Annotated in this window: 12 protein-coding genes; 2 read left to right on the forward strand and 10 right to left on the reverse strand. The window is 53.0% G+C overall.

Annotated elements, in window-relative coordinates; genetic code table 11:
- Nucleotides 1-44 precede the first annotated feature (44 nt).
- The 6 genes from parE to ACJJIJ_RS15945 form a co-directional block, all read right to left on the reverse strand.
- On the reverse strand, nt 45-1,931 hold the full coding sequence (parE, locus tag ACJJIJ_RS15920; protein WP_286036993.1) for a DNA topoisomerase IV subunit B: 1,887 nt from the start codon (nt 1,929-1,931) through the stop codon (nt 45-47).
- Nucleotides 1,932-1,943: 12 nt separating this feature from the next.
- Nucleotides 1,944-2,567 carry a YqiA/YcfP family alpha/beta fold hydrolase gene (locus tag ACJJIJ_RS15925; RefSeq protein ID WP_252083542.1) on the reverse strand — a complete coding sequence of 208 codons (624 nt, stop codon included), beginning with the start codon at nt 2,565-2,567 and terminating at the stop codon, nt 1,944-1,946.
- A 73-nt stretch (nt 2,568-2,640) separates the two neighbouring features.
- Nucleotides 2,641-3,291 (reverse strand): hypothetical protein, encoded by a 651-nt coding sequence (locus ACJJIJ_RS15930; RefSeq protein ID WP_444889227.1) that lies wholly within the window; start codon nt 3,289-3,291, stop codon nt 2,641-2,643.
- 438 nt (nt 3,292-3,729) lie between these two features.
- Complete coding sequence (locus tag ACJJIJ_RS15935; RefSeq protein ID WP_252083544.1) at nt 3,730-4,554, reverse strand: phosphodiesterase; 825 nt, start codon at nt 4,552-4,554, stop codon at nt 3,730-3,732.
- A gap of 41 nt (nt 4,555-4,595) precedes the next feature.
- Nucleotides 4,596-5,117, reverse strand: a complete 522-nt coding sequence (locus ACJJIJ_RS15940; protein ID WP_252083545.1) for a DUF1249 domain-containing protein — start codon at nt 5,115-5,117, stop codon at nt 4,596-4,598.
- Nucleotides 5,118-5,202: 85 nt separating this feature from the next.
- Entirely contained in the window at nt 5,203-5,901 is a 699-nt protein-coding gene (locus ACJJIJ_RS15945) for an NUDIX domain-containing protein (protein WP_444937879.1), read from the reverse strand.
- Between the two features lie 116 nt (nt 5,902-6,017).
- Here ACJJIJ_RS15945 and ACJJIJ_RS15950 point away from each other — a divergent pair, with 116 nt between their 5' ends.
- Together ACJJIJ_RS15950 and ACJJIJ_RS15955 are read left to right on the forward strand one after the other, a co-directional pair.
- Nucleotides 6,018-7,058: a glycosyltransferase family protein gene (locus tag ACJJIJ_RS15950; RefSeq protein WP_444937880.1), complete on the forward strand. Its 1,041-nt coding sequence runs from the start codon at nt 6,018-6,020 to the stop codon at nt 7,056-7,058.
- A gap of 38 nt (nt 7,059-7,096) precedes the next feature.
- Nucleotides 7,097-8,152, forward strand: a complete 1,056-nt coding sequence (locus ACJJIJ_RS15955) for a glycosyltransferase (protein WP_444937881.1) — start codon at nt 7,097-7,099, stop codon at nt 8,150-8,152.
- A gap of 173 nt (nt 8,153-8,325) precedes the next feature.
- Here the strand turns inward: ACJJIJ_RS15955 and ACJJIJ_RS15960 are convergent, their stop codons facing one another.
- From ACJJIJ_RS15960 to ACJJIJ_RS15975, 4 genes are read right to left on the reverse strand one after another with little or no spacing between them, the layout of a single operon-like run.
- Nucleotides 8,326-8,874: a DUF4136 domain-containing protein gene (locus ACJJIJ_RS15960; protein WP_252083548.1), complete on the reverse strand. Its 549-nt coding sequence runs from the start codon at nt 8,872-8,874 to the stop codon at nt 8,326-8,328.
- A 21-nt stretch (nt 8,875-8,895) separates the two neighbouring features.
- On the reverse strand, nt 8,896-11,280 hold the full coding sequence (locus ACJJIJ_RS15965; protein ID WP_252083549.1) for a PqiB family protein: 2,385 nt from the start codon (nt 11,278-11,280) through the stop codon (nt 8,896-8,898).
- A complete protein-coding gene (locus ACJJIJ_RS15970) occupies nt 11,273-11,953 on the reverse strand; it encodes a paraquat-inducible protein A (RefSeq protein ID WP_444937882.1) in 681 nt (226 codons plus the stop codon). Before ACJJIJ_RS15970 ends, ACJJIJ_RS15965 begins: the two co-directional genes overlap by 8 nt.
- Nucleotides 11,950-12,600: a paraquat-inducible protein A gene (locus ACJJIJ_RS15975; protein WP_444937883.1), complete on the reverse strand. Its 651-nt coding sequence runs from the start codon at nt 12,598-12,600 to the stop codon at nt 11,950-11,952. Before ACJJIJ_RS15975 ends, ACJJIJ_RS15970 begins: the two co-directional genes overlap by 4 nt.
- Nucleotides 12,601-12,671 lie beyond the last annotated feature (71 nt).

The following is a 12,671-nucleotide window of genomic DNA, read 5'->3' on the forward strand; positions in this document are numbered from 1 at the left end:
AACTAAGGCAACCTAAGAAAAATAGATCAGCGATTAATTAGGGCTTAACCCACTTCAGCCAGATTCCCTTTGCTTTCCAGCCACTGCTTGCGATCCCCGGCACGCTTTTTAGCCAAGAGCATATCCAAAAGCTGATTGCTGTCATCGCCGGCATCAATATACAGTTGCACCAGGCGACGGGTATTGGGGTCCATGGTGGTTTCACGCAACTGCATGGGGTTCATTTCACCCAGACCTTTAAAGCGAGTCACCTGTATTTTGCCCTTTTTCTTTTCTGCGCTTATACGATCGAGGATACCCTGCTTCTCTGATTCATCCAGCGCATAGTAAACATCTTTACCGATGTCTATGCGGAACAGTGGCGGCATGGCGACATAGACATGACCGTTAGTTACCAGCGGACGGAAGTGACGTAAGAACAGAGCGCAGAGTAGTGTGGCGATGTGTAGGCCATCGGAGTCGGCATCGGCGAGGATACAGATTTTGTTGTAGCGCAGCCCTTCCAGATTGTCACTGCCTGGATCAACACCCAGCGCCACTGCAATATCGTGCACTTCCTGGCTGGCGAGAATCTCTGCGGAGTCCACTTCCCAAGTATTCAGGATTTTACCGCGCAGCGGCATGATGGCCTGGAACTCGCGATCCCGCGCTTGCTTGGCGGAACCACCAGCGGAGTCCCCCTCCACCAGAAAGAGTTCGGAGCGGGAGGTATCGGCACTGGAACAGTCCGCCAACTTGCCCGGCAGCGCGGGCCCCTGAGTGACTTTCTTACGCGCGACTTTTTTTGCTGAGCGCATTCGTTTTTGTGCATTACCAATGCACAACTCGGCAAGCTTATCACCCTCTTCCGTATGTTGGTTCAGCCACAGGCTGAACGCATCCTTGGCCACGCCAGAAATAAACGCGGTGGCCTCACGGGAGGAGAGGCGTTCTTTTGTCTGCCCGGAGAACTGCGGGTCTGCCAGTTTGGCGGAGAGTACGTAAGAGCATTGCCCCCAGATATCCTCAGGGCCCAACTTAATACCACGGGGTAATAAATTGCGGATCTCGCAGTACTCACGCATGGCATCCAGAAGGCCCGCGCGCAGCCCATTCACGTGGGTACCGCCCTGGGCGGTGGGGATCAGGTTAACGTAGGATTCGGCGGTAATCTCACCGCCCTCCGGCAGCCATTGCACTGCCCAGTCTGCCGCTTCGGTAGAAGCGGCAAAGCTACCCACAAAGGGCTCGACCGGCAAGATTTCCCAGCCTTGATTGGCAGCGGCGAGGTAGTCTTTGAGACCGTCCTCGTAGTACCACTCGTCTGATTCACCGTCCTGCTCATTAATAAAAGTGACCGTCAGGCCGGGGCACAATACCGCCTTGGCGCGCAGTAGGTGACGCAGTCGCACCACGGAGAATTTTGCGGAATCAAAATACTTGGGGTCGGGCAGAAAGCGTACACTGGTGCCTGTGGTGCGCTTTGCACAATTACCGACAACCTCAAGATCCGAGGCCTTTTCCCCATCTTTGAAACCGATTCGGTGCACCTTACCATCCCGCTGGATGGTCACTTCCAACACTTTGGAAAGAGCGTTTACTACAGAAACACCCACACCGTGTAGACCACCGGAAAACTGGTAATTTTTGTTGGAGAACTTACCACCAGCGTGCAGGGTGGAAAGAATCACTTCAACACCAGGGCGCCCCTGTTCCGGGTGAATATCCACCGGCATACCGCGACCGTTATCGCTAACCGAGAGCGATTGGTCTTTGTGCAATACCACTTCAATTTTTTTCGCGTGCCCGGCAAGCGCTTCGTCGACACTGTTGTCAATCACTTCCTGGGCGAGGTGGTTGGGGCGGGTGGTATCTGTGTACATGCCCGGGCGCTTTCGCACCGGGTCCAGCCCTGTGAGTACCTCAATATCTTCGGCGGAATAATTGGCCATAATGGTTATAAATTACTGCTGGTTAAATAGAAATTCGACAATGGGATCGCAGTAACGCGCGAAGCCCTGAAAGCTGTGATCGCCCCCCTCCTCGACAGTTTGACGCTGCCCTTGATAGAAAGACTCTGCATCGCGGTAATCGAGGGTTTCATCGCCTCGCTGTGCCAAAAGCCAATAGCGGCTCAGCAGTGGACTGGGTATCTCTGCTTCCAATTGCGCCATGGTATCAACGTCCGCACCGCTTAGGCGATACTCCTGCGACTCACCACTGTAGGGTTGTAACACCTGGCCGACGTAGGCCGGCATAAAGCGGGATGGGCGAACGGCCGGATTGATCAACACCGCTGGCAAATGGTAACGCTCGCCTAGGTAGGTACACCAGAATCCCCCCATAGAGCTACCAACCAACCCTATTGGGCCGCAGTTGTCTGAGTCAAAGAAGCCATCCAATAGGCGCAGCAATGATTGCTGAGCACTTCCTGGATAGGGGGAGACTTGTGGCGCACAGAAAATGATCTGTGGGTGATTGGCAGCCAACCGGTCCCGCATCAGCTGGCATTTAAAGGACTGAGGCGATGAAAGAAAGCCGTGCAGATAGATCAGCAGTGGCCTTCCGTTGAGATTTTGTGTTTGCATAGTCGGGGATTATAGCGCCCCACGGCAGCAATGGGGCTGGCCTCCTCACAGTTCCTGCTCTTCCAGAGACCGATTACAGCAGCGATCTGTTCAAGCTAGCAAAAGCCCGGCGAATATCCACACGCATATCTGACCAAAAGGTAACACTGGTGAAACGTTCCAGCCGTCCACCCGGCCCAGAGGAACCGAAATTCTCACCAATATCCCGCCGATCGCGAAAATGCATTACTGCGCTGCCGTTACGATCGTACAAAGTACCTACCAGCTGTGCGTAGGCGCTCTGCTCTGTATAGACACGCCAAGTCCAGGGAGATGGATCTAGCGGTGCAGCCAGGGAAAAATCTTGCAGTGACAGGGATAGGGTGTAGTCGGCTTCCGCCTGCTCCGACACTTGCTGGGCATTGCGCGGTTTTAGCAGCTTATTACTAAAGCTCTGCGCCAACAGTGTATTCAAACGCTGTAGATCCCTATGGTCCAGCTCGTAATCTTTTTCCCGATATTGGCGCCTGGGTAGGGAGGAGAATCGCTTGGTGTAGTCAATTTGAACCGGTGCGATATAAACCTTAGCACCACTGAGATCCAAGGCGAAAGCTGCCGCGACTTCATCGAGCTGGCTGGGGCGTGCTTCCAGACCATCACTACGATCCTGTAAAGTGGACTGCTGACTACAAGCCGTAATCAATAATAAAATTGCGAGGAGAGGTATAGAAAATAATTGTTGCATTTACAAGCTCCTGAATTTCCGAAAAATATCTATTCGGCGAGAGGCTCCAATCACATTATCTATCACCGTTAGGCTTCAAACCTCGGCAATTCTAGAAACCACACTTGAATACTTTATTGGCTCACCTTTCACCACGCTTTTCCCATATTCAAAAAGCACCGCTCAATACAGGTAATCTCATTGTACGGGGAGGATAGGGGAAAAACACAGGGGATTGGTTAAGAATGGTTTTATTTGGTTTTTTTGCTGAAAAAGAGAGGGGAAAATACATTGTGCTCAGGTCGCGCAAAATAGGAATGGTTGTTACCAATAGGCAGTGACCTGTTTGCTGCCTATTCCGAAAACATTGCATTCTTTACTGGGGAGCCAATAGCAAGGAGGAAGACTTGAGAGCTTTAGTGAAAGTACCGCTGCGAATTCGCAGCGGTTTGACTTAAATCAATAACCGGATGAGGCGAGATCGACACAATACTTGGAGATAGCCACCCGCTCCACACCGGTTTCGTAGGAGCCATCGCTATACAGTTCAAACCAGCGGTAGCCGGGCATCTCTTCGTCGACAGCGAAGGGGCCACTGCCGGGAGTAAACTGTACCGAAGTAGAGGGAGTGGCATGCAGACCGAGATGGCCTCGGTTGCTGTCAAACTGCTGGTGTACATGCCCCCAAACCAAGGCTTTTACCTGGGGGGCCTGATCAACTATTTGCAAAAATGTCTCACAGCCTTCGCGCAGCATATGGCCATCAATCCACTTACTCCCCACAGGGACCGGCTGGTGATGCATCATAATAATCACCGGGTGATCGCGAGTCTCCCAAAGGAGCAACTGAAGGCGCTCCAGTTTCGCGCTGTCCAAGCCACCACAAATCTGCCCTGTCACACTGGTATCCAACAGCAGCAGGCGCCAATCCCCCAAGGAGACCAAATCGATACAGCGATTGGGGGCCAGTTTTTTCATGCGGGCACTCACATCGTGATTGCCGGGCAGCCAGTACCAGGGCATGGAAAGTATGCGGGTCTTTTCTAAGAACCGGCAGTAGGATGCCTCAGAACCATTGGCGCTGATATCGCCAGTGGCGACCAGAGCCCGGGCATGGGGCTGCCTGCTTTGGAGAGAGGTCAAAACTTCATCGAGGGTGTGGCCGGTATCCAGACCCAATAATTGATAATCGGGCCTGCTGCCGATATGTGGATCTGTGATCTGGATAAGACGGTGCGAAGTCACCCCCAGGGGTGAATCCGACTTGTTGTGCTCGCGAATCACTTGCTCACCTTGTGTTCACATCCGTGTGTTCTGCAGCAGAATTAAAATCTCTGGCCATCCAACACCAGTTCAAATTCTGCACGACCATTTGCAAGACAGTACTCCAACCATTCACCAAGGAAGCGATTGGCTTGGGGTCTCTCATCTGCATGCTGCATACGGGGATTGGGATAGGCGGTATCCACTCCTTTACCACCCACCGGCCCGCGACCATTGGCTTTAATCACCTCCGCCATACACGCATCGTGGTAGAGGCGTACAGTCAAGTCGGGAGGTTCCAGCCATTGGCACTCGTTAAGATTTACCTCCGCCACCAGAGACACCTCCGTGGTATATCTGGAGCGCTCCACTACTCTCAACACCAGAGTGCCGCCGGGCAACTGGTAGCGCCAAAGCGCTCTTTGTGAAAGCTCAGGCAACAATTTGCTCAAGCGCAGGTAGTTGGCGTCACAATCGGCATGATAAGACGGTAGATCGACTCGATACACCGCCCTAGCGTTGCCATTTGGCGACATTTTCAACTTCCTTTGCTGCCGCGCCTTCGCTTCTCCCAGTAGAGCCATTATCAACACTCCAATTCATTGGCCGCCGTGACTCAGATCTCAGTTTGCTCTATACGCAGGTAACATTGCGTAACGCAAGTGACGGTCAGGCAGTTGGCCTGTGTTTTGTTAATTTTGCCCGGTTTAACTGCAGCCACTGCATACAAATAATGGTGGCCGAATTATCGATAGGGTTCTCTCCTGGAGCATAGTCCCCCGCCATGGCGGCGAGTACCGAATCCCTGGAAAACACCCGCAAGCGGATATCTTCGTTTTCCTGCTCCAAACCAAAGTAACCTTCCGCACAGTTCAAGTCCACCAGCGCACAGTACAGGTGTAGCCGTTCGGAGCTCCCGCCAACACTGGGCATATAACTGTGGATAAAGTGCAATTCCTGCACTTTGAGCCCCGCTTCCTCCAATACTTCACGCCGAGCTACATCTTTTAGGTCTTCCCCGGCTTCCACCATGCCGGCCACCACTTCCAGACACCAGGGGCCTGCCGGCCGCTCTAGGGCGCCAATACGAAACTGCTCGGTAAGCGCAACAAGGTCTCGCTCAGGGTCGTAGAGCAATACCCCTACTGCCGGACCGCGTACAAACAGCTCCCGAGTAAAGATTTCACTCCAGCCACCACGAAAAAGGCGATGGCGCAGCCGTAGCCGCAACATGGAAAAAAATCCCTTATAAACCGTTTCCCTGGAAACAACTTCTACAGAATCTGCGGAAAACTCTGGGGACAACCTTTTTTGACTCTTCATTTTTGACATTAGTTCGCTGACCTTCTGCGCGACTGGGGTCTGCATACTCGAACACTATATGACCGGGATGCAGCTGTTATACTCTGCGCCCACCGTACCAGCCCCTCTAGCAAGCGGCCATACGTAATATCTTCCTGGATTTTTTTAGAGACCGCACCACCATGAGAGTGCTCAATATCGCCTACCAGCAACTGCGCCGTTACGGTAAGACGCGGGTTAGCTGGGCACAAAAACTGACTTTTGGCCTGATCAAAAACGATCACTACACACAGGTGTTCAGCGACCGGGATGTGGCCGCCTTCGAAGCGCCCTTCGGAATCCGCGACCTAGGGGTGAGCAAAGCCAATCGCCGCCTGTTAGAAACGGTTGAAGCATTTGAGCCCGACCTGATCATCGCCGGCCACTGCGACATGATCAGTAACGACACCCTAAAGGCGATCAAGCAACAACAGCCCAATTGCCTAATCGCACACTGCAATAACGATCCACTGTTCGTGCCCAGCAATGTTGAGCGTATCAAACACCGCGCCGAAGTGGCCGATGCCATCTTCGTCTCCACCGGCCGTCGCGAGCTGAGTATTTTTGAGGGCATTAACGCCCGGGTTTACCATATGCCCAACCCGGTCGAACCCTCTATCGAAAACCTCAATAATGCCGAACGCACTGATCTGTCTATTGATCTGCTGTTTTGTAGCAACAGCAATGATTTCACCAAGCGCTTGCAAATGGTGAAAAATCTCAAGGATACCCTGGGAGATTCACTGAACTTCAAAACCTACGGCAGCTTTGGTGAAGCGCCAGTATGGGGACGAGACTACGATCGCGCACTCGCGCAAACTAAAATGGGACTGAATTTTAATCGCCAAGACACCCATTACTGGTACTCTTCTGCGCGAATGGCCCAGCTTGCCGGTAATGGTATTTTGCAATTCACCAGTGACAAGCTGCACTTCGACGAGCTATTGCCCCCAGAGAGCGTGGTTTACTTTTCTGATGAGCAGGACCTGTTGGAAAAAATCCGCGAGTTCCATAGCGACGATGCCAAGCGCCGTGCTTGGGCAGCTAAAGCCCGGGAATTTTTCCACACCCAAATGAACTCGAAGCTTTACGCCCAATACATTGTTGAGGCCACCAGCCTGCAACCCTTTAGTCACGACTACGCCTGGGCCCGTGATGTCAATCTGGATGGCACACTGAAATAACGGGTCACCGAAAGAATTACACAGAATACGTTGGATTTATGAGTAGCAAACCAATTCGAGTGGCACAGGTCCTCGCCGGTGCCGAACACGGCGGTGCAGAAAATTTTTTCGTACGTTTGGTAAGCGGTTTGAACCCGCGCAATGAGATTAATGAGAAAGCCTTTATCCGCAACCACGATCACCGCGTGCAAGCGCTGCGCAAAAATGGGGTTGAAACCGAGGGTTTTAAGTTTGGCGGCAAACTGGATTTTCTAGGCCGCAGAATCTACCGCGAGGGACTGAATAACTGGCAGCCAGACATCGTTATGACCTGGATGGGGCGTGCCACCATTATCACCCCCAACTCTAAAAACTACCTGCTGGTCAGTCGACTCGGCCACTACTACAACCTGAAGTACTACCGGCACGCGGATTATTGGATCGGTATCAGCAAGGGTATTTGCCAGCATATGATTGATGGTGGCATTCCCAGGGAGCGGATTTTTCATATCCCCAATTTTGCCGATGAAACTCCAGTAGAACCGCTGCCACGCAACAGTTTCGATACACCGGAGGACAAGCCCCTCATCCTCGCTGCAGGCCGTCTGCACATCAACAAGGGCTTCGAAGTCCTGCTGCACTCTCTGGCGCAAATACCCAATGCCACCCTGTGGCTCGCCGGCGTAGGTCCCGAAGAGGCCAACCTGAAAGCCCTGTGCCATAAACTCGGTCTGGACCAGCGCGTGCGCTTCCTCGGTTGGCGCAACGACGTCACTACCCTGATGCGCACCGCAGATTTGTTCGTATGCCCATCACGGCACGAGGGGCTGGGTTCAATTGTGATGGAGTCCTGGGCACACCGATGCCCAATCGTAGCCACCAATTCCCAAGGCCCGGGGGAAGTCATCAGCGATGGTCATAGCGGCCTAATCACTCCTATCGACGATGCCGATGCCCTGGCCAAGGCCATCCGCTCCGTACTGGATAATCCAGAATTGCGCCAGAGCCTGATCGAGAATGCTGCGGAGGTGTATGCAAAAGGCTATTCGAAGCAGTTTATTGTGGATTCCTATATTGAACTCTACGAAACCCTGATGCGACGTGGGCGCCCCTAACTCATTAAATTTTAATAAACTCGTTAAGTATTTTTCACGGCCCAGCCTGTATGGGCCGTGAAAAGAAAAAAACAATAACTGCTAACTTTCTGATATTTGAGGAATTTCGCCGACCAACAGCCGGCGGTGGGATATAAGCTAGAGGGGTTTATAAAGAGCGATGATACTTCGGCTCACTGATAGGCCTGAGGCAAATCCCTCAACAATTCATACACGCCCCGTGAGATCAGACGCTGACGCTGCTCAATACTGTCTGGGCGAGTTAGGAGTTCACTGGCCCTGCCCCCCCAAATTATCGCGCCGTCGGGGCGACCAATCCCCACGCTCATAATCACCAGCGGAGCATCGGTGAGCGGCGGCAGCTCCACGACATCCTGGGGTGCATTGCTATCAAACTGCTTGTCCCAGCTTGGATCTCGGGTATCGCCAGAAAAAAATTCATCAACCACAGCCACCTGATAATCCACGACCATGTCTGCATTCTGGTCCTGGGCCACCTCTCGGTAACCGCGCTGCTGTAATTGCGCCGCCACTGAGTTGCGCATCTCCTCGTCTAGCTCTACCAATTGTGCTGAGGCATCCGCATCATTGAGTGGCGTCACTCCCCATTTATAGGTAGAAAAAGCCACCGGTTGGGCCCCCGTACTCACCCGCTCCACTTGCATTTCCTGGCACCCGGCCAAGAACAGCAGAGTCATTAATCCCATGGTTATATAACGCATAAATGCTCCTTACCTTGTTATTTATTTGACCGGTTCCGAATAATTATAAAGCTCTATTTTGGGGCTCCACTTATACCACTTGGGTTCCGCCCGTGGGTAGAGTGGAAAGTGGCTACCGGATTCCACTTCGAACCCCATAAATGGCGGCTCGGGCGTGGCGAAAGCAATGCCCCCTTTAATTAGAGCCTGAGCAGACTCGGTATTAACATTAAGACCACTTTTCAGCCCAAAATTCACATCCACACCACTGGCGTTCCAAAAAACCGTATGCTCACGCACCAACGGGCGATATTCTGGCTCGATGTGCACAAAGATATATACCCGGTCCGCCCACTCTCCCAGCTCAAAGCCAGTAACCTCCCCCACTTGCACCTGCCGATAATAAACGGGGCTACCGGCCACCAGAGAACCGCGCCTGGCTGCATCGAGTATTACCGTCAGGCCGGGTCGGCTCATAGTTTCGGCAAGATCCTCCTTCGGGGCCTGAAGCTCGGCGTAGAACTCTGTCTCCGGCGGCCCGCCGCCGGGCTCCAGGGCGAGGTAGCGACCGGTAATCAACGTGTCCAGGTGCGCGACTTTACTGATACCAATCTGCGGGGACACCACCCAGATACGGGTGCCGGCACGGGCAAAATTGCCACCGCGATGGTAGAGCTTTGCTCGTGCCTGAACTTCACCGAGATCCCTGCCGAGGCGCAAGCGGGTTATTTCTCCAATTTGCACACCTCTGTAACGCAACGGAGCCCCTTCCCTAAGCCCCTCAGCGCTGGGTAAATTAATACTTATTTCAATGCCTTCTTCCATCGCCGCTTCGCGACTGCGATACAGAGGAAACTGATCGCCATTTTGCGCAGGTCCACCCTTTTCGTATTCCCCACCCCGGATGCCAAAAGCAACACCACCACGCAACAAAGACATCAACGAATCCGCCTGTATTTTGATGCCACTGCTCAGGCTCGCACTAGCGCGCAATCCACTGATATTCCAAAAGCGGGCACCTGGCCTAACCAGGTGTGCATAGCGCGGTTCAATCACCACATACACTTCTACGCCTTCGCCATCTCTGCGCAATTCCATCCCCTGTACCTTGCCCACTTCGATACGGCGAAAATATACGGGGGCTCCGCGCTGCAGTGAGCCCGGGTTGCGGGAGGTGAGGCGTAAATGCAGTCCAGGGACCCTAGGGTCCATTTGTGGTGCCGAAGCGCGCGCGGAAAAAGTGCGCTGAGAACGCTTCCCCCGACGCAGATCTACCTCGATACGGTTACCCTGAATTAATTCATTCAAGCCGCCGCTAAAATCAAAAGTGGGCGGCGCCAACCAGAAGCGAGTATTTTCACTGAGCAGGTCATCGGTCGCCGGGTCCATCAGGACACGTACTTCCATTCCATTCATACTCTTGTTGGCTTTAGCCCGACTGACTTCACCCACTTTGATGCCCTGGTAATACACTTTGGTACTACCGGGTGTCACATCGACACCTCGGTCAAAATTTAAAGTGACGGCAATACCCGCATCTGCGGCAGCGAAGTTTTTATATAACTTAAATTCTGTGCCATTGACCGCCAATGGCGACTGGCGCTGGGATTCCGGCGTGTAAAAACTGACACCACCGGCAAAAAGAGCGGCGAGAGATTCCAGGTTGATACTAATACCGCTGATCCCTCCTTCAATCGAAATCCCGGAGCTGTTCCAAAAGCGACTGCCACGATGCACCAAATAGCCGTACTCGCGCCGGATAAATAATTCGATACTGACTTCTCTACCATTTTCGTCGAGACTGTAATCGGCCACCTGCCCCACACGTAACTGACGGTAGTACACCGGTGAGCCCCGGCTGAGGGAGCCGAGCCGGCGGGATTTCAGTACCACGCGTAAACCGTCGCCGCGTATAAATGCCGGTGGACGATCCAGAGCGACAAACTCCCGCTTACGCTTGCCACTGCCGGACTCCACCGCAATGTAATTACCCGATAGCAAAGTCTCCAATCCGCTGATACCAGTAATGGAGAGCTCCGGCTTCACCACCCAAAACTCGGTGCCTTCAACCAACAGGTACTCGGCACTGCGGTTAAGACTGACTTCAGCCAAAACACCGTCGGCACCATTTAATTCTTTGGCATTGGGTACCAGGCGCACATCCTGCACTATGCCGATATCCACACCGGAATATTTCACCACCGTTTTGCCTTTCACCAGACCATCGCCGGAGTGAAATAGGATGCTCGCGTGCACATCCCCCTCAGCCATATCCTGGTAAAGTAACCAGGCGGCAATCAAACCCGCTACCAGTGGCAATATCCACACAAGCGGCAGGCCGCGACTCCTGCGCACTTGTCCCCGCTGAGGGCCTTCATAGGCGCTGGGTTCTATGGTGTCATTATCCACTGGCGTATTGTCAGCCATTCTCCGCCGCACTCCTGTGAGCCGTTTCCGGCTCTACCGCGGTTGCATACAGGTCGCCATCATGGGCATCCCATATTAGGCGCGGATCGAAAGAACGCGCCGCCATCATGGTGACCACCACCACCGAGGCAAAAGCGGTACTACCCGGCCCTGCTTCCACTCGGGCGATAAATCCCATGTCCACCAGCGCCGCCAGAATAGAAATCATAAACAGGTCCAGCAGCGACCAACGCCCGATTCCGGAAACCACTCGATATATTTTCATCGCTTGAGAGGGCACAAAATGCAATCGTAATTGGATCTGTACCAAGAGCAGTACCAATCCCAATAGTTTCATTACCGGCACGGCGATACTGGCCACAAAGACAATGAGAGCGATGCCCCACATACCGCTGTTATACAGTTGCATAACACCGCTGATAATTGTGCTGGGTTCACCGGCGCCAAGGTAAACAACACTCATAATCGGCAGGATATTTGCTGGCAGTAACAACAAGGCACCGGTGATTGTCAGTGCCCAAGTAAGCATCAAACTGCCATCAATGCGTCCATAAACACTCGCACCACAGCGAGGGCAGCGGCAGCGCCCTCCCCGAGCCGGTAAAATAATCAGCTGGTGACAGCTCAAACAGCTGCTCATTCCATTTTTGAGGGCTTTCTGCTGGGCACTCATATGGCCGCCTCACGCAGGGCACGCCGCAGCGCAATTCGCTGCCAAATGGCATTTTGGTCGAAACTAAGAGAGGAGAGGTTTGCCACTAACATCATGGCACCAAAGCAGTAGAGCCCAGGCTCCACATCCATTTTGCCCAGGTCTCTCAATTTAATTAATGCCACCAGAATACCCAGCATATAGACATCCAGCATGCCCCACTCTTTGATGTGTTGATACCAGCGCACGGCAAAGGCAACCGCACGATCCAAAAGTCTCCAGGCACTGCCACAACAAATAAATAACAACAACAGAAATTTGCCCAGGGGCGCCAGCACGCTGCAAAATAAAACCAGAGACGCCAGCCAGATAAATCCTGCTTTGTAGAGAGAGTGAACCCCGTTCAATAGGGTATTATCGGCACCAAAAGAGAAAATTGAGAATTTGAGTAATGGCAGGCTGGCAGAGGGAATAAATAACAACAGCCCGGTGAGACTCAGGGCAATAGTGTAATAGACACTGTGATTGCTATTGCGGTGCAACGTGCAGCGACACCGGGGACAAACCAGCTTTTGACCGGGCGGTGCCACACTGCCGGTCAATAACAGGTCGCACTCGTGGCAGGCACGCTGCCAGGGTATTGGCTTTTTGATGCGCAGCTGATCCATGTGCCAGAGGTCCTTGCCTTATTCTGCACAATTTTTGCCGCATCCAAATACTTCCATGGCGCGTCTATTGC

Source organism: Microbulbifer mixtoriginis (SeqCode) (assembly GCF_052467945.1).

Bases quoted from the DNA above. Each gene is read 5' to 3' on its own strand.
- ACJJIJ_RS15975 (WP_444937883.1), bottom strand. From the start codon at position 12,600: ATGGATCAGCTGCGCATCAAAAAGCCAATACCCTGGCAGCGTGCCTGC.
- ACJJIJ_RS15970 (WP_444937882.1), bottom strand. From the start codon at position 11,953: ATGAGTGCCCAGCAGAAAGCCCTCAAAAATGGAATGAGCAGCTGTTTG.
- ACJJIJ_RS15950 (WP_444937880.1), top strand. From the start codon at position 6,018: ATGAGAGTGCTCAATATCGCCTACCAGCAACTGCGCCGTTACGGTAAG.
- ACJJIJ_RS15925 (WP_252083542.1), bottom strand. From the start codon at position 2,567: ATGCAAACACAAAATCTCAACGGAAGGCCACTGCTGATCTATCTGCAC.
- ACJJIJ_RS15940 (WP_252083545.1), bottom strand. From the start codon at position 5,117: ATGGCTCTACTGGGAGAAGCGAAGGCGCGGCAGCAAAGGAAGTTGAAA.
- ACJJIJ_RS15965 (WP_252083549.1), bottom strand. From the start codon at position 11,280: ATGGCTGACAATACGCCAGTGGATAATGACACCATAGAACCCAGCGCC.
- ACJJIJ_RS15955 (WP_444937881.1), top strand. From the start codon at position 7,097: ATGAGTAGCAAACCAATTCGAGTGGCACAGGTCCTCGCCGGTGCCGAA.
- ACJJIJ_RS15960 (WP_252083548.1), bottom strand. From the start codon at position 8,874: ATGCGTTATATAACCATGGGATTAATGACTCTGCTGTTCTTGGCCGGG.
- ACJJIJ_RS15945 (WP_444937879.1), bottom strand. From the start codon at position 5,901: ATGCAGACCCCAGTCGCGCAGAAGGTCAGCGAACTAATGTCAAAAATG.
- parE (WP_286036993.1), bottom strand. From the start codon at position 1,931: ATGGCCAATTATTCCGCCGAAGATATTGAGGTACTCACAGGGCTGGAC.
- ACJJIJ_RS15930 (WP_444889227.1), bottom strand. From the start codon at position 3,291: ATGCAACAATTATTTTCTATACCTCTCCTCGCAATTTTATTATTGATT.